At 67.4% G+C, this 24,561-nt stretch carries 27 protein-coding genes; 14 read left to right on the top strand and 13 right to left on the bottom strand.

Going from position 1 to position 24,561, the window contains the following annotated elements; all coding sequences use genetic code 11:
• Positions 1 to 80 precede the first annotated feature (80 nt).
• Positions 81 to 704, top strand: coding sequence for a ribosome biogenesis GTP-binding protein YihA/YsxC (gene yihA, locus BAY15_RS16070; protein ID WP_068853999.1), 624 nt, complete (start codon positions 81 to 83; stop codon positions 702 to 704).
• Positions 705 to 768: 64 nt separating this feature from the next.
• Here the strand turns inward: yihA and BAY15_RS16065 are convergent, their stop codons facing one another.
• Complete coding sequence (locus BAY15_RS16065; protein WP_068853998.1) at positions 769 to 1,746, bottom strand: MBL fold metallo-hydrolase; 978 nt, start codon at positions 1,744 to 1,746, stop codon at positions 769 to 771.
• Positions 1,747 to 1,847: 101 nt separating this feature from the next.
• Complete coding sequence (locus BAY15_RS16060; RefSeq protein ID WP_428999273.1) at positions 1,848 to 2,672, bottom strand: helix-turn-helix transcriptional regulator; 825 nt, start codon at positions 2,670 to 2,672, stop codon at positions 1,848 to 1,850.
• 236 nt (positions 2,673 to 2,908) lie between these two features.
• Between BAY15_RS16060 and BAY15_RS16055 the strand changes: the two genes are divergently transcribed.
• Entirely contained in the window at positions 2,909 to 4,273 is a 1,365-nt protein-coding gene (locus tag BAY15_RS16055; RefSeq protein WP_068853996.1) for a glutamate--cysteine ligase, read from the top strand.
• A gap of 45 nt (positions 4,274 to 4,318) precedes the next feature.
• Here the strand turns inward: BAY15_RS16055 and BAY15_RS16050 are convergent, their stop codons facing one another.
• Positions 4,319 to 5,371: an NAD(P)-dependent alcohol dehydrogenase gene (locus BAY15_RS16050; RefSeq protein WP_068853995.1), complete on the bottom strand. Its 1,053-nt coding sequence runs from the start codon at positions 5,369 to 5,371 to the stop codon at positions 4,319 to 4,321.
• 104 nt (positions 5,372 to 5,475) lie between these two features.
• Here BAY15_RS16050 and BAY15_RS16045 point away from each other — a divergent pair, with 104 nt between their 5' ends.
• The gene (locus BAY15_RS16045; RefSeq protein ID WP_068853994.1) at positions 5,476 to 6,366 is read left to right on the top strand and encodes a LysR family transcriptional regulator; all 891 of its coding nucleotides are present in this window, start codon (positions 5,476 to 5,478) and stop codon (positions 6,364 to 6,366) included.
• 15 nt (positions 6,367 to 6,381) lie between these two features.
• A complete protein-coding gene (locus BAY15_RS16040) occupies positions 6,382 to 7,011 on the top strand; it encodes a hypothetical protein (RefSeq protein ID WP_083214211.1) in 630 nt (209 codons plus the stop codon).
• A gap of 9 nt (positions 7,012 to 7,020) precedes the next feature.
• Here the strand turns inward: BAY15_RS16040 and BAY15_RS16035 are convergent, their stop codons facing one another.
• Positions 7,021 to 7,425, bottom strand: a complete 405-nt coding sequence (locus tag BAY15_RS16035) for a VOC family protein (protein ID WP_068853993.1) — start codon at positions 7,423 to 7,425, stop codon at positions 7,021 to 7,023.
• A 175-nt stretch (positions 7,426 to 7,600) separates the two neighbouring features.
• Between BAY15_RS16035 and BAY15_RS16030 the strand changes: the two genes are divergently transcribed.
• Both BAY15_RS16030 and BAY15_RS16025 read left to right on the top strand, forming a co-directional pair.
• Positions 7,601 to 8,008, top strand: coding sequence for a hypothetical protein (locus BAY15_RS16030; protein ID WP_068853992.1), 408 nt, complete (start codon positions 7,601 to 7,603; stop codon positions 8,006 to 8,008).
• 36 nt (positions 8,009 to 8,044) lie between these two features.
• Entirely contained in the window at positions 8,045 to 8,437 is a 393-nt protein-coding gene (locus BAY15_RS16025; RefSeq protein WP_068853991.1) for an outer membrane beta-barrel protein, read from the top strand.
• Positions 8,438 to 8,439: 2 nt separating this feature from the next.
• On the opposite strand, the gene BAY15_RS16020 is transcribed toward BAY15_RS16025, so the two are convergent.
• The 4 genes from BAY15_RS16020 to BAY15_RS16005 are packed head-to-tail and all read right to left on the bottom strand — an operon-like array spanning position 8,440 to position 11,258.
• Positions 8,440 to 8,982: a thioredoxin family protein gene (locus BAY15_RS16020; RefSeq protein ID WP_208856110.1), complete on the bottom strand. Its 543-nt coding sequence runs from the start codon at positions 8,980 to 8,982 to the stop codon at positions 8,440 to 8,442.
• 11 nt (positions 8,983 to 8,993) lie between these two features.
• Positions 8,994 to 9,410, bottom strand: a complete 417-nt coding sequence (locus BAY15_RS16015; protein WP_068853990.1) for an organic hydroperoxide resistance protein — start codon at positions 9,408 to 9,410, stop codon at positions 8,994 to 8,996.
• A 33-nt stretch (positions 9,411 to 9,443) separates the two neighbouring features.
• A complete protein-coding gene (locus tag BAY15_RS16010; RefSeq protein WP_068853989.1) occupies positions 9,444 to 10,499 on the bottom strand; it encodes an alpha/beta fold hydrolase in 1,056 nt (351 codons plus the stop codon).
• Between the two features lie 18 nt (positions 10,500 to 10,517).
• Positions 10,518 to 11,258, bottom strand: coding sequence for an SDR family NAD(P)-dependent oxidoreductase (locus tag BAY15_RS16005; RefSeq protein ID WP_099047416.1), 741 nt, complete (start codon positions 11,256 to 11,258; stop codon positions 10,518 to 10,520).
• Between the two features lie 244 nt (positions 11,259 to 11,502).
• On the opposite strand from BAY15_RS16005, the gene BAY15_RS16000 reads away from it, so the two are divergent.
• The 5 genes from BAY15_RS16000 (at position 11,503) to BAY15_RS15980 (ending at position 16,285) form a co-directional block, all read left to right on the top strand.
• The gene (locus tag BAY15_RS16000) at positions 11,503 to 12,246 is read left to right on the top strand and encodes a response regulator (RefSeq protein ID WP_083214210.1); all 744 of its coding nucleotides are present in this window, start codon (positions 11,503 to 11,505) and stop codon (positions 12,244 to 12,246) included.
• Entirely contained in the window at positions 12,243 to 13,607 is a 1,365-nt protein-coding gene (locus BAY15_RS15995) for a sensor histidine kinase (RefSeq protein WP_068853988.1), read from the top strand. Before BAY15_RS16000 ends, BAY15_RS15995 begins: the two co-directional genes overlap by 4 nt.
• A gap of 37 nt (positions 13,608 to 13,644) precedes the next feature.
• On the top strand, positions 13,645 to 14,628 hold the full coding sequence (locus BAY15_RS15990) for a glycoside hydrolase family 43 protein (RefSeq protein ID WP_083214209.1): 984 nt from the start codon (positions 13,645 to 13,647) through the stop codon (positions 14,626 to 14,628).
• A 79-nt stretch (positions 14,629 to 14,707) separates the two neighbouring features.
• Positions 14,708 to 14,959 carry a DUF2845 domain-containing protein gene (locus BAY15_RS15985; RefSeq protein WP_157771768.1) on the top strand — a complete coding sequence of 84 codons (252 nt, stop codon included), beginning with the start codon at positions 14,708 to 14,710 and terminating at the stop codon, positions 14,957 to 14,959.
• 345 nt (positions 14,960 to 15,304) lie between these two features.
• Positions 15,305 to 16,285: an AraC family transcriptional regulator gene (locus BAY15_RS15980; protein WP_068853987.1), complete on the top strand. Its 981-nt coding sequence runs from the start codon at positions 15,305 to 15,307 to the stop codon at positions 16,283 to 16,285.
• A 16-nt stretch (positions 16,286 to 16,301) separates the two neighbouring features.
• On the opposite strand, the gene BAY15_RS15975 is transcribed toward BAY15_RS15980, so the two are convergent.
• The 3 genes from BAY15_RS15975 to BAY15_RS15965 form a co-directional block, all read right to left on the bottom strand.
• Positions 16,302 to 19,097, bottom strand: coding sequence for a PAS domain-containing hybrid sensor histidine kinase/response regulator (locus tag BAY15_RS15975; protein ID WP_237334278.1), 2,796 nt, complete (start codon positions 19,095 to 19,097; stop codon positions 16,302 to 16,304).
• A 108-nt stretch (positions 19,098 to 19,205) separates the two neighbouring features.
• The gene (locus BAY15_RS15970) at positions 19,206 to 20,156 is read right to left on the bottom strand and encodes a cation diffusion facilitator family transporter (RefSeq protein WP_068853986.1); all 951 of its coding nucleotides are present in this window, start codon (positions 20,154 to 20,156) and stop codon (positions 19,206 to 19,208) included.
• 28 nt (positions 20,157 to 20,184) lie between these two features.
• Positions 20,185 to 20,475, bottom strand: a complete 291-nt coding sequence (locus BAY15_RS15965; protein ID WP_068853985.1) for a hypothetical protein — start codon at positions 20,473 to 20,475, stop codon at positions 20,185 to 20,187.
• 122 nt (positions 20,476 to 20,597) lie between these two features.
• Between BAY15_RS15965 and frmR the strand changes: the two genes are divergently transcribed.
• From frmR to fghA, 3 genes are read left to right on the top strand one after another with little or no spacing between them, the layout of a single operon-like run.
• Positions 20,598 to 20,873 (top strand): formaldehyde-responsive transcriptional repressor FrmR, encoded by a 276-nt coding sequence (gene frmR, locus BAY15_RS15960; protein ID WP_068853984.1) that lies wholly within the window; start codon positions 20,598 to 20,600, stop codon positions 20,871 to 20,873.
• A gap of 55 nt (positions 20,874 to 20,928) precedes the next feature.
• Positions 20,929 to 22,038 carry an S-(hydroxymethyl)glutathione dehydrogenase/class III alcohol dehydrogenase gene (locus BAY15_RS15955; RefSeq protein ID WP_068853983.1) on the top strand — a complete coding sequence of 370 codons (1,110 nt, stop codon included), beginning with the start codon at positions 20,929 to 20,931 and terminating at the stop codon, positions 22,036 to 22,038.
• A gap of 17 nt (positions 22,039 to 22,055) precedes the next feature.
• The gene (fghA, locus tag BAY15_RS15950) at positions 22,056 to 22,886 is read left to right on the top strand and encodes an S-formylglutathione hydrolase (protein ID WP_068853982.1); all 831 of its coding nucleotides are present in this window, start codon (positions 22,056 to 22,058) and stop codon (positions 22,884 to 22,886) included.
• Positions 22,887 to 22,889: 3 nt separating this feature from the next.
• Here fghA and BAY15_RS15945 read toward each other — a convergent pair whose 3' ends face one another.
• Both BAY15_RS15945 and BAY15_RS15940 read right to left on the bottom strand, forming a co-directional pair.
• Positions 22,890 to 23,750, bottom strand: a complete 861-nt coding sequence (locus tag BAY15_RS15945; RefSeq protein ID WP_068853981.1) for a PA4780 family RIO1-like protein kinase — start codon at positions 23,748 to 23,750, stop codon at positions 22,890 to 22,892.
• A 129-nt stretch (positions 23,751 to 23,879) separates the two neighbouring features.
• Positions 23,880 to 24,560, bottom strand: coding sequence for a M23 family metallopeptidase (locus BAY15_RS15940; RefSeq protein ID WP_068853980.1), 681 nt, complete (start codon positions 24,558 to 24,560; stop codon positions 23,880 to 23,882).
• Position 24,561: the final 1 nt, after the last annotated feature.

Genomic DNA, 24,561 nt, shown 5'->3' with positions numbered 1-24,561 from the left:
CACGCCGGGGTCAACGCGGCAGTGCGGCAAAACCCGTGACCGGCAGCACGCGGCGGGCCCGGACATGCGATCCTATGCCCATGTCATTGCTCCTCGAACGCGCCCATTACCTGCTCTCGGCCCACAATACCCGGCAATTGCCGGACGACGTGGGGGCCGAAGTGGCCTTTGCCGGCCGCTCCAACGCCGGCAAATCCAGTGCCCTCAACGCCCTGACCCGCCAGAACAGCCTGGCCCGGGTGTCCAAGACCCCCGGCCGCACCCAGCAGCTGGTGTTCTTCGAAGTCACCCCCGAGGCCAAGCTGGTCGACCTGCCCGGTTACGGCTACGCCAAGGTGCCGCTGGACCTGCAGGCGCACTGGCAGGCCTTCATCGACCAGTACTTCCGCACCCGCGAGGCCCTGCGCGGGCTGGTGGTGGTGATGGACATCCGCCACCCGCTCAAGGACTACGACCGGCAGATGCTGGCCTACGCGGTCCGGCGCGGGCTGCCGGCGCACGCGCTGCTGACCAAGGCCGATAAGCTCGGCCGTGGCCAGCAGGGCATTGCCCTGCAGAAGGTGCGCAAGGAACTGCAGTCCGCCTTTGGCGACACCGTCAGCGTGCAGACCTTCTCCGGCCCGGCCCGCCAGGGCGTGGACGAGGCGCGCGGGATCATCGGCGGCTGGCTGGGCCTGAACAAACCGGCGCCCGACGCGCCCTGATTGCTGTCACCCGACCAACGGTCGGGTGCTGCCGGCAGGTACCGACCGTTGCTCGGTGCATGCGTCAGCGCGCAGGTAAGGGTGCGAATTCGCCCGGTACCCAGGCGAAGGCTTCGCCTTCCCGACGGACATGCCCCAGGCCCGGGAACGGCAGGTGGGCACCGGCGACCCACCACCCCCCATCGGCGGCCTGCGCCATCATCGCGCGACGGCTGGCAATGGCGGCCGTGCGGTCGCTGTCGGCTTCGTAGGCGGCCTGCGGCTGGGCGAACTGCACGGCATGGAAGTGCACGATGTCGCCCCACACCAGGACCGCCTGCCGCTCACCGCCGTCGATCTTCCAGGACACATGGCCCGGGGTATGCCCGTGGCTGTCCAGCGCGGTGACGCCGTTCGGCAGCGCCTGCCCGGGGCGGAAGCGGTGCAGCTTGCCGCTGGCCACGTAGGGCGCCACGGCCTTGCGGGCCAAGGCGAAGGCAAAACGCACGCCCTGCGGCGCGCCGGCCTCGCTGGCCGGGTCCAGCCAATAGGCGGCATCGGCTTCAGACAGCCACACGGTGGCGTTGGGATACGCGACCTTGTCCTGCGCATCGAGCAGGCCGCACAGGTGGTCGGGGTGGGCATGGGTGAGCAGGACATCATCCACCTCGGCAGGGTCGTAGCCGGCCTTGCGCAGGTTGCCCAGCACCTGGCCCAGCCCCGGGCCGAAGCAGCCGGCGGTGCCGGTGTCTACCAGGGTGAGGTGGTTGCCGCGCTGGATCAGGTAAGCGTTGACCGCGGTCTGCAGGCCCTTGCCGTCTTCGGGCACGTAGCGGTGGTCGAGCAGGCGGGTGACCGCGCCCGGTGCGATGCCGACCAGTTCCGAACGGCCCAGGGCCACGGTGCCGTCGAACAGGGCGGTGACTTCCAGCTCGCCGACCTGCTGGTGGTACACGCCGGGCACCTGCTCCAGCGGGTGGTGGGTGGTAGTGGCGAACGCAGGTGCGGCAACCGCGGCCAGCAGCAGGGCGGTGGCAAGGACACGCACACGGGGGAAGGACATGATCGTTTCCGTACAAGGCGGCAGCGCCGCGGTGCCTGCATGGTGCGCGGGGCGGGCACGGCGTTCCGCTCAGAATGCGCGGCGAAACGCTCGCGGTGCGCTCAGCTGTTGCCGATCGCTGTCGGTTCCAGCCCGTAGCGCGCGGCGAAGCGCTTGCTGAAACTGCCCGGCGAGCGGTAGCCGACCCGCGCGGCCACGGTCTTGAGCGGCAGTTGAGTGGTGTAGAGCAGGTTCATGGCGTGGGCCAGGCGCGCATCGGCGATCAGCTCGCGCACGCTGGACTGTTCGCTGGCCAGGCGCCGCCGCAGGGTGGCGCCGCTGAGACCGAGCTGGTCTTCGAAATCGCGCGATTGCCAGTCGCGTTCGGGCTGGGCCGCAATCAGGTCGCGGATGCGTTCGCCCAGGCTGGGCTCGGGCGGCACCAGCAGGCTGCCGTGGCCGCGCCGGCAGAACGCCAGCACCAGCGAGGCCAGGGCCAGGCGGGCTTCGGTGTACTGGGCGTGCTCCAGTGCCTGGCGCCATTGGCGCAGGGTGTCCGCATGGTCGTGCAGCGACAGTCTGGCCAGTGGGTCGCCGGCCTCGGGCAGCGGCTCGTTCCACAGCACGCGTGCGGCCGCCAGCGCTTCGGCGCACAGCGGCACGATCGCGCTGAGGTACAGCCCGCTTTGCGGATCGGGCGTGTTGACCACGTCGATCCGGCAGCGTCGGGTGATCAGGAACAGATCGCCGGGCACCAATTGAAGGATCTGGTGCGCGGTGCGCACCTGCTTGCGCCCCTGCAGCAGGATGGCGAACTGCGGTTGCGGAATGTCCACCGACTGGGCGCCGTGTTCACGGCGGGCGGTGATGCAGGCATACCCGCCCGCGCGCTGGCAGTCGGCAAGGCTGGCCATCTCGGCCAGCAGCGGATCGGGGGTAACGGGCATGTCCATGAGGATGCAGTATCGGCCAAGCGGCCGCGCCATGCTGCTGCCACGCGCCGGGCCAACGCGCGCAAGCCAGTGGCGGCGGGCATGGCAGGCGGTCAAGTCCCATCCAATAGGATGCAGAAAACCGTCACGGTGGCATGACGGCCGGAACCGCCACCCTATACTGCGCCCTTGCGATGCGGGGCGATCAGCCCCACATCCCCGTCCAGTCCAGAATCCCTGCGAGCCTCCCCTTGTCGAGCCCCAGCCACGTCGCCGAGACGCCGATCACCGACCGTAATGAACTGGTCGCCACGTTGGCCTCCGGCGAAAAGCCCAAGGCGCAGTGGCGCATCGGCACCGAACACGAGAAGTTCGGCTTCCGGCTTGACGACCTGCGCCCGCCCACCTTCGATGGCGAGCGCGGCATCGAAGCGCTGCTCACCGGGCTGACCCGCTTCGGCTGGGCGCCGGTGCAGGAGAACGGTCGCACCATCGCGCTGCTGCGTGACAACGCGTCGGTGACGCTGGAGCCGGCCGGGCAGCTGGAGCTGTCGGGCGCGGCGCTGGAAAGCATCCACCAGACCTGTGTGGAAACCGGCACGCACCTCAACGAGGTGGCGCAGGTGGCGGCGGAGCTGGAGCTGGGCTTCCTGGGCATGGGCTTCCAGCCGAAGTGGACGCGCGAAGAGATGCCGTGGATGCCCAAGGGCCGCTACCGCATCATGCGCGATTACATGCCGAAGGTGGGTTCGCTTGGGCTGGACATGATGACGCGCACCTGCACGGTGCAGGTGAACCTGGATTACGCCACCGAAGCGGACATGGTGAAGAAGTTCCGGGTGTCGCTGGCGCTGCAGCCGATCGCCACCGCGCTGTTTGCCGATTCGCCGTTCACCGAGGGCAAGCCGAACGGTTACCTGAGCTACCGCTCGCACATCTGGACGGATACGGACGCGGACCGTACGGGCATGCTCGACTTCGTGTTCGAGGATGGCTTCGGTTACGAGCGTTACGTGGATTACCTGCTCGATGTGCCGATGTATTTCTCTTACCGCGATGGCGTGTACCACGACGCCAGCGGGCAGAGCTTCCGCGATTTCATGGTGGGCAAGCTGCCGGTGCTACCGGGCCAGCTGCCGACGCTGCGCGACTGGTCGGACCACATGACCACGGCGTTCCCGGAAGTGCGCTTGAAGAAGTATCTGGAAATGCGCGGGGCCGATGGTGGCCCGTGGGCGCGGCTGTGTGCGCTGCCGGCGTTCTGGGTGGGCTTGCTGTACGACGATGCGGCGCTGGATGCGGCCTGGGACCTGGTGCGTGACTTCAGCCTGGTGGAACGCCATGCGCTGCGCGATGGGGTGCCGAAGCATGCGCTGAACCTGCCGTTCCGCGGCGGCACGGTACGCGACCTGGCGGCCGAGGCGTTGAAGATCGCTGTAGCTGGCCTGAAGCGGCGCGCGGCGCGCAATGCGGACGGGCAGGATGAAAGCCACTTCCTGGACGTGCTGCAGGAGATCGTGGCGTCGGGCATCACGCCGGCCGAGCGCAAGCTGGCGCTGTACCACGGCGAGTGGAACCAGAGCGTGGACCCGGTATTCAAGCAGTTCGCGTACTGAACCCCGAAAAAAAACCCCGGCCAGGCCGGGGTTTTTTCTTCTACATCATGCCGCCAACGTTGCCATGTCGATCACGAACCGGTAGCGCACATCGTTCTTCGCCATGCGCGCCCAGGCTTCATTGACGGTCTTGATGTCGATCACTTCCACGTCGCTGACGATGTTGTGTTCGGCACAGAAATCCATCATTTCCTGGGTCTCGGCCATGCCGCCGATCGCCGAGCCGGTCACGTGCTTGCGGCCGAAGATCACGCTGGAACCCATCAGTGGCGGGTCCAGCTCGGTGATCACGCCCACCAGGCACATGGTGGCGTCGCGCTTGAGCAGCTGCATGTACGGGTTGGTGTCGTGGCTGACCGGGATGGTGTTGAGCAGGAAGTCGAAGCTGTTGGCGTGGGCCTTCATCTGCGCCGGGTCGCGCGAGACCAGCACTTCGTCGGCGCCCAGGCGCTTGGCATCGGCACCCTTTTCCGGGGTGGTGGTGATCATCACCACGGTGGCGCCCATCGCCTTGGCGAACCTCACGCCCATGTGGCCGAGGCCACCCAGGCCGATCACGCCGACCTTCTGGCCGGGGCCGACCTTCCAGTGGCGCAGGGGGGAGTAGGTGGTGATGCCGGCGCACAGCAGCGGGGCGGCCGCCTTCAGGTCGAGCGTGTCGGCGACCTTCACCACGAAGCGCTGTTCAACCACGATGTGGTCGGAGTAGCCACCGAAGGTGAGCTGGTCGCTGCCGCGCTCCTTGCTGTTGTAGGTGTAGGTCGGGCCCTTTTCGCAGTACTGCTCCAGGTCGTGGTCGCAGGCGTCGCAATGGCGGCAGGAGTCGACCATGCAGCCGACGCCGGCGAAGTCGCCGACCTTGAAGCGGGTGACGTTGGCGCCGACTTCGGTGACCCGGCCGATGATTTCGTGGCCCGGCACCATCGGGAACTGGGCGCCGCCCCAGTCGTCGCGGGCCTGGTGCAGGTCGGAGTGGCAGATGCCGCTGTAGAGGATCTGGATGCGGACATCGTCGGCACCGACCGGGCGGCGCTCGAAGGAGAACGGCACCAGCGGCGCGGTCTGGTCATGCACGGCATAGCCATGGGCGAGGGACATGGAAACATCCTGGGATTTATGGAAAGGCGCTTTACAATACGCCCGCTATCCATCGGTATACAGTCAGGATATCGGCATGATTCATCAAGGCAGACTGCACAATCGTGGCTACTGACAACCTGACCCACCTGGCCGCGTTCGCGGCGGTAGCCCGCCACCGCAGCTTCCGCCGTGCCGGGGCGGAACTGGCGCTGTCGACCTCGGCGGTGAGCTACGCCATCCGCGCGCTGGAAGAGCGGCTGGGGGTGGGGCTGTTCCACCGCACTACCCGCAGCGTGGCGCTGACCGAGGCCGGGCAGCGGCTGCTTGATCGCCTGCAGCCGGCGCTGGGCCAGGTGCATGACGCGCTGGAGGAGATGAACCACTTCCGTGCGGCGCCGGCCGGGCTGCTGCGCATCAATGCCACCCGCGCGGCGGTGCATACCGAGCTGGGCCCGCGCCTGGCGCATTACCTGCGCGCGCACCCCGATGTACGGCTGGAGGTGGCGCAGGACGATGGCCTGGTGGATATCGTGGCCGAGGGTTACGACGCGGGGGTGCGGCTGCATGAGTTCGTACCCGAAGACATGGTGGCGGTGCCGCTGGGGCCGCCATTACGCGGGCTGATCGTGGCATCGCCGGCCTACCTGCAGGGCCGGGCGGTGCCACTGCACCCGCGCGAGCTGGTGGAGCATGAGTGCGTGCGCTTCCGCTTTGCCAGCGGCCATCTGTACAAGTGGCAGTTCGAGCGCGATGGACAGACGCTCGACATCGATGTGCCGGGCCGGCTCACGCTCGGGGATCAGCACACGATCCTGCAGGCGGTGCTGGACGGCCTGGGCCTGGCCTACGTGCTGGAGGATGCGGCGCGCCCGTACCTGGACGACGGCCGGCTGGTGGCGGTGCTGGAAGACTGGAGCGAACCGTTCGCCGGCTGGGTGCTGTACTACCCACGCCAACGGCAGATGTCCTCGGCATTGCGCGCGTTCGTGGATATGCTGCGCGGGACCGATTGAAAAAGGGGAACCTGCATGATCCGTTCGATCCTGGTGGTGCTGTGCACGCTGGCGTTGCTGCTACCGGGGACGGTGAAGGCCACCGCGCAGATTTCGGACACGATCGAGGTGAACGGCGAGAAATTCCCGCTCAACACCAATCCGCTGTCCGCGCATCTGAAACGGATCGGCTGGACGCCGCCGGAAGACGCCGTGATATCCAGCGCGAACTGGCGCGGCTACGTGGCCCGCTGGCGCATCGACCAGGACCAGCTGGTGCTGGCATCGATGACCATCCGGGTATCCCCGGAGGAAACCAAGGAGCTGCTTCCGACCCTGTTTCCCAACGTTGCGCGCGTGTTGGCCGACTGGTACAGCGGTACGCTGGTGATCCCCGATGGGAGCCAGATCCGGTACGTGCACATGGGCTATGGGTCCCTCTACGACCACTACCAGCTGATCCGGGTGGAGGCCGGAAAGGTGGTCGAACGCCAGGCGATGGACGCTGCGGCGTTCGAGGCCTACCGCGCGGCGAAGTTCGAGGCTTACCAGAAAACAGCGGAATTCCAGCGCGATTTTGCCGACGCCCGCAAGAGCGGCATGTCCAAGCGCGAGGCAGATGATTTCCTGCGCTCTTTTTCCGCCGAACAGTACCTGTCGCACTGATGACGCGCGTCAGTCGCTGATCTCGTCGTAGCCACGGCCGAGGAACTGCAGCAGGCAGAAGCCGTGGCCGAACGGATCGGCGAGCAGGGCGATGCGTCCCCAGGCATGGGTTGCCGGCGGCTGCTCCACGCGTGCGCCTGCGGCCACGGCGCGTGCCAGGGCAACATCCAGGTCTTTCACTACCCAGTCCAGGTGCAGCGGTGTCCAATGCCGGCGGTAATCGCGGCGGTCTCGCACCTGCGGCGTGGCCGAGGTGCCTGATGCCTTGACCAGCAGGTAGATCGGTGCCGGTCCACCCAGCAGCTCCACGCCGTCGCTTCCGAAGCGCCGTCCCGCGCGCAGCTCGAAGGCCCGTGTGTAAAACGCCAGCGCGTCATCAAGATTATCGACATCGATGTTGACCAGAAACTCCATGAAGGATCCTCAAGAAGCCAACAGACACCCCGGCGCCATCGTAGAGCCAGGCCCTGCCTGGCTGCCACGTTCAGTACATTTACTGACCTTCGCCGGCCAGAATGGTGCAACGATGGTTTCCAGATTAGCGGACCCGCACCACTCCCTTGAGCTCGGCCACCCCGGAGCACCGGTCATGTCGTTCTCCCTGCCGTCCCGCAACAGCCTCTTCATCCTCGGCCTGCTGACACTGGTGTTGGCGTTCGCCCCATGCGCCCACGCCGTAGAACCGCTGGACACCTTCAGTGTACGTGTCAGCGGCTATGTGACGTCGTTCGATACCGAGATCCGTGCCGATGGCGGAGGCAGCCGCGGTACCGACATCGACCTCCACCGCGACCTGGGCCTGGGCGACGACAACCTGGTAGCCAACGTCGGCCTCACCTGGCGCCCGTGGGAAAAGCATGAGTTCGCACTCTCGTACTACACACAGAGCGCCGATGCGACCCGCCAGATCAACCGCGACATCGAATTCGACGGTACGCTCTACGAAGCGTCCAGCACGATACGCACCGATGTGGATATCGATGCCTACGAGGCGTAGTATACCTGGTGGGCAGCATCGCGCGACCAGTGGGCATTGGGTCCGCGCGTCGGCCTGGTCTGGTACCGCATGGAGTTGGGCATCAAGCTCGATGTGGACGTGGGTGGCAACCAAGGCGGTGGCGCAGCCAGCAGCCGGGTATCGGCCGATGTGCCGGCGCCGATGATCGGCGCCGGCTGGCGTTGGACGCCGTCAGACGACTGGCGCCTTTCCGCCGACGTGGGCTACTTCACCGTGAGCGTCGACGACATCGACGGCGACATCTACTTCGGCCGCGCCGGTGTGGAATGGTTCCCCTGGGAGCGCACCGGCTTCACCCTCGATTACACCTATACCCGCATCGAAGCCGACGCCGACAAGGACAGCTTCAGCGGCAACGTAGACTTCAAGGACGCCGGCCTTCGGCTCGGATTCGTGTACCGGTTCTAAGGCTATGAGGCGAGTAGTTTGCGGATATGCGCTTCGGTGGCCGCGTAATCGCCTTCGCCGAAATGCCGGTACACGATGCGGCCTTCCTGGTCGATCAGGTACAGCGCCGGCCAGTACTGGTTTCCGTACGCGCGCCAGGTCTGGTAGGCGTTGTCCTGCGCTACCGGCCAGGTGACACCGAGCCGCTTCACTGCCGCCTCCACGTTGCGCGGCAGCTTTTCATAGCCGAACTCGGGGGTGTGCACGCCGATCACGGTCAACCCCTGGCTGGCGTAGGTGTCATGCCACCGCTTCACGTGCGGCATCACGTTGAGGCAGTTGATGCAGGAGTAGGTCCAGAACTCCACCAGCACCACCTTGCCGCGCAGCTGCTGCAGCGATTGCGGCGGGCCGTTGAGCCAGTGCTCGATGCCGGTGAACTCCGGCGCCTGCGGCGCCGGCATGTTGGGGCTGGGCGGGACCGGGTCGGCCGCTGCGCCCGGCGTACAGGCGCTGGCGGAGATGCACGCGGCCAGCAGGGTGATGATCGGGCGAAGCATGCGCATGGTCCTTCTCCTCAGGCGACCGAGAGCTGTACGTCGATGTTGCCGCGCGTGGCCTTGGAGTACGGGCAGGTGCGGTGCGCAGCCTCCACCAGTGCCGTGGCCTGCGCGCGGTCCATGCCAGGCACGCTGACAAGCAGCCGTGCCTGCAGCTGGTAATCCTCGCCGACCATGCCGAGGTCGACTTCGGCATCAACGGCGGTGTCGGCGGGCAGGGTCAGGTTCAAGCTGCGCGCGGCCGTGGCCATCGCGCCCTGGAAGCAGGCTGACCAGCCGGCCGCGAACAGCTGCTCGGGATTGGTGCCCGGCTGGCCGCTACCCGGCGGGGACAGCGCGATATCCAGTTGGCCGTCGTCGCTGTACGCGCGTCCGGCGCGACCGCCGACGGTGTGGGTCTTGCCGGTGTACAGAACCTTGTCGATTGCATTCATGGGGATTGCCTCGGTATGGATGAAGGGGGCGGATCAGAGTGCAGCGGCGTCGATTACCGCCTGGACGAACGCCTGCGGTGCTTCCTGCGGCGGGTTGTGGCCCACGCCGCCCTGCAGCAGGCGATGCTCATAAGGCCCGGTGAACTTGGCGGCATAGGCCTCGGGCTTGGGGTGCGGCGCGCCATTGGCATCGCCCTCCAAGGTGATGGTCGGGACGCCGATGCTCGGCGCCTGCGCCAGCCGCTGCTCCAGCGCGGCGTACTTCGGCTCGCCGTCGGCCAGGCCCAGGCGCCAGCGGTAGTTGTGCACGACGATGGCCACGTGGTCGGGGTTGTCGAACGCGGCGGCGCTGCGCGCGAACGTGGCATCGTCGAAGCGCCACTGCGGCGAGGCCAGCTGCCAGATCTGGCGGGCGAAGTCGTGCGTGTAGCGTGCGTAACCGGCCTCGCCGCGATCGGTGGCGAAGTAGAACTGGTACCACCACTGCAGTTCGGCCTGCGGCGGCAGCGGCGTCTTGCCGGCTTCCTGGCTGCCGATGAGATAGCCGCTGACCGAGACCAGCGACTTGACCCGTTCCGGCCACAGCGCGGCAACGATGTCGGCCGAGCGTGCGCCCCAGTCGAAGCCGGCCAGGTTGGCGCGCGGGATGTGCAGGGCATCAAGCAGGTTCAGCACATCGGAAGCAAGCGCCGCCGGTTCACCATTGCGCGGCGTCTGCGCCGACAGGAAGCGGGTGCTGCCATAGCCACGCAGGTGCGGCACGATCACCCGGTAACCCTTGGCCGCCAGCTGCGGCGCGACCTCGGCATAGGCATTGATGTCATAGGGCCAGCCGTGCAGCAGTACGACCACCTCGCCGTCGGCGGGGCCCAGCTCGGCGTAGGCCACGTCCAGGTCGCCAGCGACGACATGCTTGTTCGCCTCCAGCGCGGGCGGCGCGTGTGCGACCGCCACCGTCGGCGCAGGGACGGGCAGGGCAGGTGATGCGATGGCGGATGCAGAGGCCGCCAGGGCCATCGCCATGCCCAGCAGGGAGGCGCCGAACGACCGCGGCGAATGGGACAGCGGGAAAGAAGAAGGGGTGTGCATGGTGCTCTCCGTTGACGTTCAGATGGCCCAGCCGCCATCGATGGTCAGGCTGGAACCGGTCATGTAGGCCGCTTCATGGCTGGCAAGCCAGGCGGTGAGTCCTGCGACTTCATCGGGCTGGCCGACCCGGCCAAGCGGGTTGCGCTGCACCAGCTGGTCGACGAAGTCGGCGGTGATGTCGGTGGCGATCGGTCCGGGCTGGATGTTGTTGATCGTGATCCGGCGCGGCGCCAGGTCCAGCGCCAGTTCGCGCACCAGCGTGGCCACGGCGGACTTGGTCATCGCATAGACGCTGCTGCCGACCGCACCGCTGCGCACGGCGGTGTTGCTGCCGATGGTGATCAGGCGCCCGCCATCGTTCATGGCAGCGGCGGCGGCCTGCACGGCGAGGAACACGCCACGCACGTTCACGGCCAGCATCCGGTCCAGCAGGTCGGTGGGAAAGTCGGCCAGCGGGCTGCCCCGGTAGATGCCGGCATTGACCGCCGCCACCTGCAGCGGGCCAAAGGTGTCCACTGCTTGTTTGACCGCTGACGCGATGGCCTGCGCATCGGCGCTGTCCGCCTGCAGGGCGATGGCTTGGCCGCCGTCGGCCTGGATCGAGGCGACCACCGCGGCGGCTTTCTCAGGCTGGGAGACGAAGGTCAGCGCCACGGGATGACCCTCACGGGCCAGCCGCCTGGCAATGGCGGCACCAATGCCACGGGAGCCGCCGAAGACCAGCGCGGTGTTGGAACGGGGGGAGACGGTGGCATTCATGCAGATGTCCTCGGGGTAGGCGGCCAGCGGAGGAGCCGCCGGCGTTGGAGGCCATTCAACGCCTGCCCCGTATCCGGCAGGTGTCGGCGAACCCGGAGATTTGTCGCCTTTCCGCACCACGGCGGCGGTTGATACACAGTCATACAAATGGATGCCCCCGCCGGCCCGCAGCACCGCGCCGGCGGCGATACCATGCGTCCACGGGCCCGCAGCGGGCCGCCGATGGCCATCACGCGGAGCAGGCATGAGCACCCACACCGACCACATCCTGGTTGTCGATGACGACGCCGATATCCGCCAGCTGGTCGGCGACTACCTGCGCCGCAACGGCCTGCGCGTAAGCCAGGCGGCCGACGGGCGCGAGATGCGCGCCACGCTGGAGACCAGTGACGTGGACCTGATCGTGCTGGACGTGATGATGCCGGGCGAGGACGGGCTGTCGCTGTGCCGCAACCTGCGTGCCGGCAAGCACCGCGCCGTACCCGTGGTGATGCTGACTGCGCGCGATGATGAAACCGACCGCATCATCGGCCTGGAAATGGGCGCCGACGATTACGTGGTCAAGCCGTTCTCCTCGCGCGAGCTGCTGGCGCGCATCACTGCGGTGATCCGGCGCGCGCGCATGCTGCCGCCGAACCTGCAGGTGAGCGAGGCCGCACGGTTGATCCGCTTTGGCAGCTGGCGGCTGGATACCAGTGCGCGGCACCTGCTGGACGAGGCCGGCACGGTCTATCCGCTCAGTGGCGGCGAGTTCCGCCTGCTGCGCGTGTTCATCGACCATCCGCAGCGCGTGCTCAGCCGCGACCAGCTGCTCAACCTGACCCAGGGCCGCGACGCCGAACTGTTCGACCGCTCCATCGACCTGCTGGTCAGCCGCCTGCGTCAGCGTCTGGGCGATGGTGCGCGCGAACAGACCTTCATCAAGACCGTGCGCAGCGAAGGCTATGTGTTCAGCCAGCCGGTCGTGCTGCTCGACGAGGACGCATGAACGCCCCCGCGCATCGCCGTAGGTTCTCCTGGTTGCCGCGCACGCTGGGTACCCGTCTGTTGCTGATCCTGGCCGCTGGCATGCTGCTCGCGCACGGCCTGTCGTTCGCGCTGCTGTTCCACGAGCGCGCCACCGCTACCCGCGCGATGATGTTGAGCAACATGGAAGACGACGTGCCGCTCAGCGTGGCGCTGCTCGAGCATCTTTCACCGGCCGAACGCACGGCGTGGCTGCCGCAGCTGGAACGGCGCACCTACCGCTATCTGCTGCGCCCCGCACAGCCGGGCAGCGCGCTGGCCAGCGAGCGCGCGCGCCAGGTGGCCGGGCTGATCGATGATTCGCTGGCGCATCGCTACGCATTGCGGCCGCGCGCGGTCTCGGCCTCGCCGGAGCGCTACGAGGTGGAGCTGACCCTGGCCGATGGCCAGCCGTTGACCATCGAAGTCACCCCGTCGCTGCTGCCGATCGCGCGCTGGCTGCCGTGGGTGCTCGCCGCGCAGGTGCTGGTGTTGCTGGGCTGCGTGTGGCTGGCGGTGCGCCTGGCCACACGCCCGCTGGTACGGCTGGCCGAAGCCGCCGACCGCCTGGACGTGGCCGGGCAGGGCGATGCGATCAGCGAACGGGGACCGCAGGAAGTGGAGGCCGCGGCACGCGCGCTGAACGCGCTGCAATCGCGCGTGGCCGCCCACGTCAGCGAACGCATGCAGATACTGGCGGCGATCTCGCACGACCTGCAGACGCCGATCACCCGGCTGCGCCTGCGTATCGAATCGCTGGACGAGACGCCCGCGCAGGAGCGCCTGCTGGGCGATGTGACCCAGCTCAGCCAGCTGGTGCGCGAGGGCATCGATTACGCGCGCAGCGCAACTGTCAGCATGGGCACTCCCGTGCAGCTCGACCTGCCCGCGTTCCTCGACAGCGTGGTGGGCGACTACGCGGAGGTGGGCAAACCGGTGTGGCGCGTGGCCGGTGCGCAGGCCACGCTGCCGACCCATCCGCAGGTCCTGCGGCGGGTGGTGCAGAACCTGATCGACAACGCGCTGGCGTACGCCGGCAGCGCCGACGTGGGCCTGACCATAGGCGCGCAGGGCGAGGTGAGCATTGATGTGATGGACCGTGGGCCGGGCATTCCCGAGGCGTCGCTTGCGGCGGTGCTGCAGCCCTTCCATCGGCTGGAGCCTTCGCGCGGCCGCGCCAGTGGCGGCACCGGGCTGGGCCTGGCCATCGCCGACCAGCTGGCCCGCGCGCTGGGGGGGCGGTTGATCCTGGCCAATCGGGAGGGTGGCGGGCTGCGCGCAACCTTGGAGCTGCGCCGGGAAAATGCTGCAGTGCGCACAAAGCCGGCGCTTGAATCGATCTAAACTGACCCTTCGATGATCTGGCATGGGAGGGCAGGGCATGGGGTTTCGCAGCACGATGATGGTGGCCGCAGCACTGGCGGCAGCAGTTTCATTTGGCGCGGTGGCCGCGCCGATGTCCGGCAACCCGATCCTGCCGGGCTGGTATGCCGATCCTGAGGCGGCGGTGTTCGGCAAGACCTATTGGATTTTCCCCACCAGCTCGCGACCGTATGCCGAGCAGACCGCGTTCGACGCGTTTTCCTCACCCGACCTGGTGCAGTGGACCCGGCATCCCGGTGTGCTGAAGATCGAGGCGGTGTCCTGGGCAAAAGAAGCACTGTGGGCCCCGTCGGTGGTGGAGAAGGAAGGAAAGTACTATTTCTTCTTCTCCGCCAACGACATCAAGAACGACAGCGAGGTGGGCGGCATCGGCGTGGCCGTGGCCGACCGGCCCGAAGGCCCGTACCGCGACCTGCTGGGCAAGCCGCTGATCGGTTCGTTCCACAACGGAGCGCAGCCCATCGACCAGTTCGTCTTCAAGGACGACGACGGCACCTGGTACATGCTCTATGGCGGCTGGAAGCACGCCAACATCGTGCGGTTGAAGGATGACTTCACCGGCATCGTGCCGCTGCCCGATGGCACGCTGTACAAGGAGATCACCCCCGCGCCGGAGTATGTCGAGGGCTCGCTGATGTTCAAGCGCGGCGGCCGCTATTACTACATGTGGTCCGAGGGCGGTTGGGGCGAGCCTGACTATTCGGTGGCCTACGCCATTGCCGACGCGCCCACCGGGCCGTTCAAGCGGATCGGCCGGATCCTGCAGCAGGACCCGGCGGTCGCCACCAGCGCTGGCCACCACTCGCTCATCCACGCGCCTGACGATGACAGCTGGTACATCGTCTACCACCGCCGCCCGCTGGGCCGGACCGGCCGCAATGAACGGGCCACCGCCATCGATCGCATGGAGTTCGATGCGCAGGGGCATATCCTGCCCGTGAAGATGACCCACGAAGGCGTGCCGGCGCATCCTTTGCCCTGACGCGGTTTATGGCAAAGTGCCTCATGGCTCACCCGCCATGGCTACAAGGAGAGCAGGGATGATGAACAGGAGCGTATGGGTGCTGGCGCTGTGCCTGATGGCCGGCTCGGCGATGGCTGACAGTGTCCGGTTCGGCAACAATCTGGTGAATTCGGGCGACAACGCAGGCCGGGTTGTCCAAGTGGCCGGCAAGCCGGACCGGGTCATCCAGGAAGAAAGTGACCAAGGCGGGAACCTGGGCGAGCGCTGGGAGTATTACCAGTCGCGCAAGACCGTCCAGATTGTCTTCCGGGACGGCCGGGTCACTGCCATCCGGGAAATCTTCAACTGACCACGCCGGCGGCGGACCATTTGTCCGCCAATGCGTTGCGCACCCCCGTGATGTGCCATGCTTCCCCTTCCAACAGGGAGCATGCCGTCATGGCCAAGGGTCTGGACAAGCAGAAAGAGCAGAAGAAGAAACCTGCCAAGACTGCGAAGGAAAAGAAGGCGGAAAAGAACGAGAAGAAGAGCACGCGCGGTTTCGCACCGACCTGATCCCTTCTGTTCGCTTCACCGCTCACAACGTAGGGGCTCCGCCCCCGGCAGTACAAATACCGGCCGCGCAACCGTGCAAATTCGGTTTCGCGGCCGGCGTTATCGAAGCATCCTGTCCCACCGGAACCGGGTAACTCCGATGCCGTTGCTGAGCTTCACCGACTTCGAGGCCTACGCAGACGCGCTCGCCGGTGTGGACGGCCTGATGCGCGTGACCGGACCGGTCGGCCGTGCATGGACACTGGACATCCTGGATGCCGGTGACGTCACTGCGATGCTCGGCGTGGACGGCGCCCCGGCGCTGTACAACGGGCTGAGCCAGCCCGGTCGATACGTGGTCCACATCTCGCTGCCCGGCAGCGATGCGTTCATGCAGGGGAGCGCGACCGCCGATGACCAGTTCGTCTGGTTCGCACCGGGTGTGGAAGTGCACGGCTTTACCCGCAGGCAATCACAGTTCCTCGCGCTGGACATGGACGCCGCTGCGGTGGTGCAGCGTGCGCGCGAAGTGGCGGGACTGTTCGACGACCATATCGATCGTACCTACGCGGTGAATGTCGGCCGTGCCGAGATGGCACCGATCATCACCCTGGTCACCCGCGCACTGGCGATCCATCGGCAGACCCCCAGCGTGTTCGATGAGCCCAGTGTGCGCCGCTCGTTCAGTGGCCAGGTGATCCACGCACTGCTGCGCTGCATGGTGCTGGCCAATCCCGAAGCCGTGCGGCGCACGCGCGGTCGGCCGACCTTGCCGCGCAACGAGATCATCCGCCTCAGCCTGGACCACATCCACAAGAGCATCCGGGGGGAAGCGGTGATCGGTGACCTGGTGCTGAGCGCGGGCACCTCGCAGCGTTCGTTGAGCCGCGCGTTCGATGAAGTGTTCGGCATGGGGCCGCACCAGTACTTCATGCTGGAACGGCTGCACGTGATCCGCAAGGCGCTGCGCGAGGCTACCCCGGGCGACACCGTCACCTCGGTGTGCGCACGTTACGGGGTGTGGGACCAGGGGCGCTTTGCCGGCATGTACCACCGCACGTTCGGCCTGCATCCGTCGATGGAGCTGGCGGCGGCGCTGGAGTCATGGCGGGCCAATACAACCGCCAGGGACAAACGCTGAGGCGCCGCGCCGCGGCCTAGCGTGTCTCGGCCAGTACCGCGCGCACGCGCGACGCCAGGGTATCCACGTTGAACGGCTTGCCGATCAGCTGTACGCCCGGGGCGATCACCCCATCGCGCTCCAGCGCGTTGCGGCTGTAGCCAGTGGTGAACAGCACCTTGAGATCCGGTCGGCGACGCAGGGCCTCGTCGGCCAGCTCGCGTCCGTTGACCTCCGGCATCACCACATCGGTGAAAAGCAGCGCGATGTCCGCATGCTGGTCAAGCAACACCAGCGCCGCGGCCGCGCCATCCGCGGCCAGCACGTCATAGCCCAGTGCAGTGAGCGCTTCCACCGAGAACTGCCGCACGGTCGGCTCGTCTTCCACTACCAGGATCAGCTCGCGGCTGCCTGCGGGCATCCGAAGCCCGGCCGGTGCCGCAGGCGCCACCGGCGCCACCTCGGCCACCAGTCGGGGCAGGTAGAGTTTCACCGTGGTTCCCCGGCCGATTTCCGAGCACAGCTTCACGTGGCCGGCCGACTGTTTGACGAACCCATAGACCTGCGACAGCCCCAGCCCGGTGCCCTGACCGACCTGCTTGGTGGTGAAGAACGGATCGAAGGCCTTGGCCACCACCTCGGGTGACATGCCGCAGCCGTTGTCGGCCACGGTGATGAGGATGTACTCGCCACGGGGCACCCCGGGGTGCTGCTCGGCGTTGCCGGCGTCGATCGTGCAGTTGGACGTCTCCACTGCCAGCCGCCCGCCACCGGGCATGGCGTCGCGCGCGTTGACCGCCAGGTTGAGGATGACGTTCTCCAGCTGATTGGCGTCGGCGAAGGCCAGCCACAGGTCGGCGGCCAGCAGGGTTTCCAGCCGGATCGTGCCCCCGAGCGAGTGCACGAACAGGTCGGACATGCCCGACACCAGCCGGTTGGCATCCACCGGCACCGGCTGCAGCGGCTGCTGGCGGGAAAACGCGAGCAGGCGCTGGGTAAGCTGGGCGGCGCGGTTGGCGCCATCGATGGCCATGTCGATGTAACGGCTGACCAGCGGGTCGCTCTCGCCCAGGCGCAGCGACAGCAGGTCCAGCGGTCCGATCACGGACGCGAGCATGTTGTTGAAATCGTGCGCGATACCGCCGGTGAGCTGGCCTACCGCTTCCATCTTCTGGCTCTGCCGGAGCGCATCCTCGACCCGGGTGCGCTCGGCGACTTCCTCTGCCACCCGGATCTCAAGGTGCTCATTGAGTTCCTTCAGGCGGGCCTCGGCGGCTTTGCGCGCGGTGACCTCGATCGCCACGCCGACCACGCGCACGCAGCGGTCGCCCTCGAAGTGGCCCCGGCCCTTCGCCGCGACCCAGCGCACCACGCCGTCCTCCTTGCCGATGGTGCGGTATTCCACATCGTAAAGCGCGCGTTGCGCAGGATCGGCGGCGGCCGCGAAGGCGGCGCTGGTGGCCTCGCGGTCGAGCGGATGCAGGCCGTCATAGAAATCGTCCAGGCGCACCGCAACATCGGGTGAGATGCCGAACATCGCCTTGGTGCGCGGCGGCCAGATCAGCACGTCGTGCACCAGGTCCACGTCCCAGAAGCCCATGTCACCGGCCTCGGTGGCGAAACGCAGCCGTTCCTCGCTTTCGGCCAGGGCGGCTTCGGCTGCCTTGCGCCCGGACAGGTCGAGCATCGCGCCGATCATGCGCACCGGCTCGCCCGCCGTGCCGCGCAGCACCGCGCCGCGGTCCAGCACGTCCGCGTAGCTGCCATCGGCGCGGCGGAAGCGGTACTCGCCGTACCAGATCGTGCCGCCGCCGTCGATCACGGTGTGGATGTCGGCATCAATGCGCGGGCGGTCGTCGGGATGGATGTGGTCGAGCCACCACTGCGCGTCGGTTTCCATCCGGTCGTGGCCGAACAGGTCGGCCAGCGCCTCGTTCCAGACAACCTGGCCATCGGCCATGCGCCAATCCCAGATCGCATCGTTGGTGGCGCGTGCCGCCAACCGGTAGCGCTCTTCGATCTCCCGGTGACGTGCTTCGGCGGCCTTGCGCTCGGTGATGTCCAGCGAGGTGCCGATCAGCCCCACCACGTTGCCGTCGGCATCGCGCAGTGGGGCCTTGGTCGAGAGCCAGTAGGCGCGACGGCCGTCGGGGAAGCTGATGTCCTCCTCCAGCTGCTGGGACTGGCCGGTGGCCATGATGCGTTCATCGGTGGCCATCACGGCAGCGGCCTGCACCGGGTCGTTGAGCAGTTCCGCATCGGTGCGCCCGACGTACTGCTCCGGCGGCAGCCCGATCAGCTCGGTCGTGCCGTGGTTGCCGATCAACAGCCGGCCCTGGCGGTCCTTGGCGTAGACCACGCCGGGGGCCGCGTCCAGGAAGGAGCGCAGCAACGTCTGCGCCTGGTCGCGCTCGGTCTCGATCAGGCGGCGTTCGTCGATATCGATCAGCACGCCCTGGAACCCGGTGGCGCGCCCCTGCGCATCCAGGTCGACCCGGCCGATGGCCTCGAGCCATCGGTACTCGCCGTCGGCATTGCGCGCGCGGTACTGGTGCGCATAACGCCCGCCGCGCATGAGCGCATCGCTGATGGCCGCTGCCAGCTCCGCATGATCGTCAGGGTGTACCGCGGACAGCACCTGCTCCAAGCGCAGCTCGCGATGCGATGAGCCCGGCTCCAGTCCGAATGCGTGGGTCAGCGCGTCGTCCACGGTCAGCCGGTCATGGGCCACGTCCCAGAACCACGTGCCGACGATGGCGCCGGCGGCAAGCGCCATCTTCACCCGCTCGGTGTCGCGCCCGCTGTGCTTGTCGGTGGGATCGGTAACGTTCAAAGGGCTCTCGCGGGCGAAATGGGGCGTGCGCAGGCCGGGTAGATTATCTGATCGCGTGTAGCGACCATGAAGACGGACCCGGCCCGGCCGGCGCGCGAGCTGAAGGCTTCATCCCGGGTCGCCCAACGCCGCGCGCCGCGCGCGGTACACCTCCGGCGTCTGGGGCTTGACGAACAGCGCCACCAGCTCCGGGTACTCCTGTTTGACCGCGCGTTCGATACGCGTGATGCACGCCTCGATCTGCGGGGTGGTGCGGTCGTCCTCGAATTCGGCGCTCAGCATCGCCACCACCTGGTCCGGGCCCATCTGCATGGTGGTCACCCCGTTGGCGTTGCGCAGGTCCGCATCGGTGTTGGCCACGGCCATGATGCGCTGTGCCACGTGCGGGTGGGCCGGCTCGCCGACCAGCAGCCCCTTGGTCTCGCGCGCCAGCAGGAACGCGGTGGCGGCCAGGACGCCGGCGATGCACAGCGAGGCCACGCCGTCGAGGACCGGCATGTCGAGCCATTGCGCCGCGGCCAGGCCGATGGCGGCGAACGCCAGGCCGAGCAACGCGGCGCTGTCTTCCAGCAACACGGTGAAGGTGGTGGGGTCCTTGCTGCGCCGGAAGGCTTCGAAATAGCCCTGCGACCCCTTGGTCGCGCGGAATTCGCGCAGCGCCACCCACCAGGAGACGCCCTCGAACAGGAACGAGATACCCAGCACCACGTAGCTCACCGTGTGGTTGGTGGCCGGTTCCGGGTTGCGTATGTGCTGGATGCCTTCGTACGCCGATACGCCCGCGCCGGCGGCGAACACCAGCAGGGCGACGATGAAGCTCCAGAAATACAGCTCACGGCCATACCCGAACGGGTGCACGGTGTCGGGCTTCTTGTCGGCGCGGTGCAGCCCGTACAGCAGCAGGAGTTCATTGGTGGTGTCGACCAGCGAGTGCACGCCCTCGCTGAGCATCGCCGAACTGCCGGAAAGCCCGGCTGCGACGAACTTGGCGATGGCGATGCACAGGTTGCCGACCAGTGCGGCGTAGACAACAAGACGGGAGCCGGACGGCTTTGCCATGGCGTGCCTTCCGCGTGCAGGGCGCCGCTCAGAAGCGGATGGTGACCATCGGTGCGCTGCGGCTCATGGCGCTGTCGCGCAGCACCGGTGCCGGGGCGGTACTGGCATCGAGGCGTGCGTGGCTGATGGCCTGGTGCGAGCCGCACTGTTCGCAGCGGAACAGCGCGCCACCGGGCAGGTGGATCAGCTGGCTGGACCCGCATGAGGAGGTCGTACCGCAATTGCAGTCAACGGTCAGCGAGAGGATCCGCTCGACACTGCCGGACGCGGCGTAGTTGGCTTCGAAGGAGCGGACAACGAAGGAGGGGGCGTCGGGCATCGTCGGTCCGGCTGGGGGTGGGGTTGGAACGAGCATCCATGGACGGCCGTGATGGCCTCGTGCAGCACCCGGATTCGATCTGTGTATACTATCCCCCAGTATAGTTCTCTGGTCGCGTTTCCGTGCCGCATTCCCCGGAAGAAAAGAAGAAGGTCCTGGCCCGGGTGCGGCGCATCCGCGGCCAGTGCGATGCGCTGGACCGCGCGCTGGAAGCCGGCGCCGAGTGCGGCCCGGTGCTGCAGCAGATCGCCGCCATCCGTGGCGCCGTCAACGGGCTGATGTCCGAGGTGATGGAAGCCCACCTGCGCGAAGAATTCGGCCAGCCGGCGCAGTCCGATGCGCAGCGTGCCGAGCGCGTGCGCGATATGAGCGCGCTGATCCGTTCCTACCTGAAGTAAGCGCGCGTCCTGCCGCGCGCTGTCCCGTCCTGTCATCTGTCCTGGAGCCTTCCCCATGAAATCCCGTGCTGCCGTTGCCTTCGCCGCTGGCGAACCGCTGAAGATCGTCGAAATCGACGTTGCCCCGCCGCAGAAGGGCGAAGTGCTGGTGCGCATCACCCACACCGGGGTCTGCCACACCGATGCCTTCACCCTGTCCGGTGATGATCCGGAAGGCCTGTTCCCGGCCGTGCTGGGCCATGAAGGTGCCGGCATCGTGGTGGAAGTGGGCGAGGGCGTGACCAGCGTGAAGCCGGGCGACCACGTCATTCCGCTGTATACCGCCGAATGTGGTGAGTGCCTGTTCTGTACCTCGGGCAAGACCAACCTGTGCGTGGCCGTGCGCGCCACCCAGGGCAAGGGCGTGATGCCCGATGGCACCACCCGCTTCTCCTACAACGGCCAGCCGATCTACCACTACATGGGCTGCTCGACCTTCAGCGAGTACACCGTGGTGGCCGAAGTCTCGCTGGCGAAGATCAATCCGGAGGCCAACCCGGAACACGTGTGCCTGCTGGGCTGCGGCGTCACCACCGGCATCGGCGCGGTGCACAACACCGCCAAGGTGCAGGAAGGCGATTCGGTGGCCGTGTTCGGGCTGGGCGGCATCGGCCTGGCAGTGATCCAGGGCGCACGCCAGGCCAAGGCCGGCCGCATCTTCGCCATTGATACCAACCCGTCCAAGTTCGAGCTGGCCAAGCAGTTCGGCGCCACCGACTGCATCAACCCGAAGGACTTCGACAAGCCGATCCAGCAGGTCATCGTGGAAATGACCACCTGGGGCGTGGACCACACCTTCGAATGCATCGGCAACGTCAACGTGATGCGCGCGGCGTTGGAATGCGCGCACCGTGGCTGGGGCCAGTCGGTGATCATCGGTGTGGCCGGCTCGGGCCAGGAAATCTCCACTCGCCCGTTCCAGCTGGTCACCGGCCGCTCGTGGAAGGGCACTGCCTTCGGTGGCGTCAAGGGCCGCAGCCAGCTGCCGGGCATGGTTGAAGATGCAATGAAGGGCGATATCGAACTGGCGCCGTTCGTCACCCACACCATGGGCCTGGAAGCGATCAACGAAGCCTTCGACCTGATGCATGAAGGCAAGTCGATCCGCTCGGTCGTCCACTACTGATCACGGCGGGAATACCCATGGAACGCATCGAACACCGCGCCGCCTTCGGCGGTTGGCAGGACGTGTACCAGCACCGCTCGGCGGTGCTCAACTGCGAAATGAAAGTGGCCGTGTACCTGCCGCCGCAGGCGGCCACGCAGAAGCTGCCGGTGCTGTATTGGCTGAGCGGGCTGACCTGTACCGAGCAGAACTTCATCACCAAGGCCGGCGCGCAGCGATATGCGGCGGAACATGGCGTGATCCTGGTTGCGCCCGATACCAGCCCGCGCGGCGATGATGTGGCCGATGCCGAGGGCTACGACCTGGGCAAGGGCGCGGGGTTCTACCTCAATGCCACCGAGCAGCCCTGGGCGGCGCACTACCGCATGCACGACTACATCGTCGACGAGCTGCCGGCGCTGATCGAGGCGCACCTGCCGGCCACCGGCGTGCGCAGCATCAGCGGGCATTCGATGGGCGGGCATGGCGCGCTGGTGATCGCGCTGCGCAATCCGGGGCGCTACCGTAGCGTCTCGGCGTTCTCGCCGATCGTGGCCCCGACCCGGGTGCCGTGGGGGCAGAAGGCCTTCGGCGCGTACCTGGGCGAGGATCGCAGCGGCTGGACGCAGTGGGATGCCAGCGAACTGGTGGCCACGGCCGCCGAAAAGCTGCCGCTGCTGGTCGACCAGGGCGCAGGCGATGAGTTCCTGGACAGCCAGCTGCAGCCGCAGTGGCTGCAGGCTGCGTGCACCGCGGCAGGGCATCCGCTGCAACTGCGGATGCAGCCGGGGTATGACCACAGCTACTACTTCATCGGTACGTTCATCGGCGAGCACATCGCGTATCACGCCAAGGCGTTGTACGCCTGACGCTTACGCGTCTTCTTCTTCCGCCGCTTCGCGGCCCTGCTGGCGGATCAGCGCTTCTTCGCGCGCATCGTTGATGGCGTGGCGCACGCTGTCCAGGTCGATGGTGGATTCGTCGTGGACGAATTCACCGGTCAGCGGGCTGTCCGGCAGCAGGTCACCGGCCTCGAACAACGCCCACATCTCTTCGCCGTACCAGGTGTCCAGCAGCTCGGGGGCCGAACGCCCCAGGTAGGCGGTGAGGTTGTTGACGTCGCGCAGCAGCATGCTGCGCGCGGCGTTGTTGCCACCGGCGCTCACCACCTGCGGGAAGTCGATCACCACCGGGCCATCGGGGCCTACCAGCACGTTGTACGGCGACAGATCGCCGTGGATCAGGCCGCAGCACAGCATCAGGACCACCTGGCGCACCAGGATCCGGTGGAACTCACGGGCCTGGTCCGGCTCCAGTTCAACCTCGCCCAAGCGCGCGGCGGAGAAGCCTTCGGCATCGGTCACCAGCTCCATCACCAGCACGCCGTGGAAATACCCATGCGGCTCGGGCACGCGCACGCCGGCATCGCGCAGCTGGTACAGCGCATCGACCTCGGTGTTCTTCCAGGCGGTTTCCTGCTGCTTGCGGCCGTACTTGCTGGCCTTGCCCACCGCGCGCGCCTCGCGGCTGCCCCGCACCTTGCGGCCTTCCTGGTACTGCACGCGCTGCTGGAAGCTGCGCTGGGCCATGTCCTTGTATACCTTGGCGCAGCGCACGTCGTCGCCGCTGCGTACGACGTACACGGCCGCTTCCTTGCCGCTCTTGAGCGGGCGCAGTACTTCGTCGATCACGCCGTCTTCGATCAGCGCCTGCAGGCTTTCGGGGGTCTTCACGTAATCTCGGTCAGGAGGGCGGCGCCAACGCGCCAACCGGCAAGGGAGGGCCGGCGATTCTCGCACCTTCGCGGCGGCCGGGCCAATTGCGCACCCCATCCCGGTTCAGCCACGCCGGCCGGGCAGGGCTCAGGGCAGGGCCTGCTCACCGCGCAGCACCGGGTAAGGATTGAGCGACTCGCCCTTCCACCACTGCTTCTCCGGGCCCAGCCGGTGGATCTCGAAGTGCAGGTGGGGGGCGTCCGGGCTGGCGTTGCCGGTATGCCCGACATAGCCGATCACGTCGCCGCGCTTGACCGCCTGCTTCTCGGCCAGCCCGTCGGCGTAGCGCTGCAGGTGCGCGTAGTAGTAGCAGTAGGTACCGCCCGGCTCGAACTGGTACACGGTCAGCCCGCCGCGCTCGCTGTCGAACAGCTTCTCGATGGTGCCGTCGGCCACCGCCAGCACCGGCGTGCCTTCGGCCGCCAGGATATCGATGGCATCGTGCACCCGGCCCTGGCTGCGCGCATCGGTAAAGGTGTCCTGCAGCTGCGCAGCCGTGATCCCCTGCACCGGCAACAGCAGCCCCGACGGGGCTGCGGCAGCGCCTGGCCCTGCCTGGCTGCCTTCAGCAGGTGCTGCAGGTGCAAGCGGATCCGCCCCGGGTGCGCCAGGCCCTGCCTGGCGGCTTTCAGCCAAGGGCGCCGCTGCCACCGGCGCGGCCACCACCTGCGCCGCAGCCGCCTTCTCCGGGACATCATTCCCGGACGCCAGCAACCACCACCCGGCCACGCCAATCACTACACCCAGTGCCAGCAATCGCGTCAGCATC

Origin of the sequence: Stenotrophomonas rhizophila, assembly GCF_001704155.1 — a bacterium.
GTDB lineage: Bacteria > Pseudomonadota > Gammaproteobacteria > Xanthomonadales > Xanthomonadaceae > Stenotrophomonas > Stenotrophomonas rhizophila_A.
This window is presented reverse-complemented; position numbering and strand designations above follow the sequence as displayed.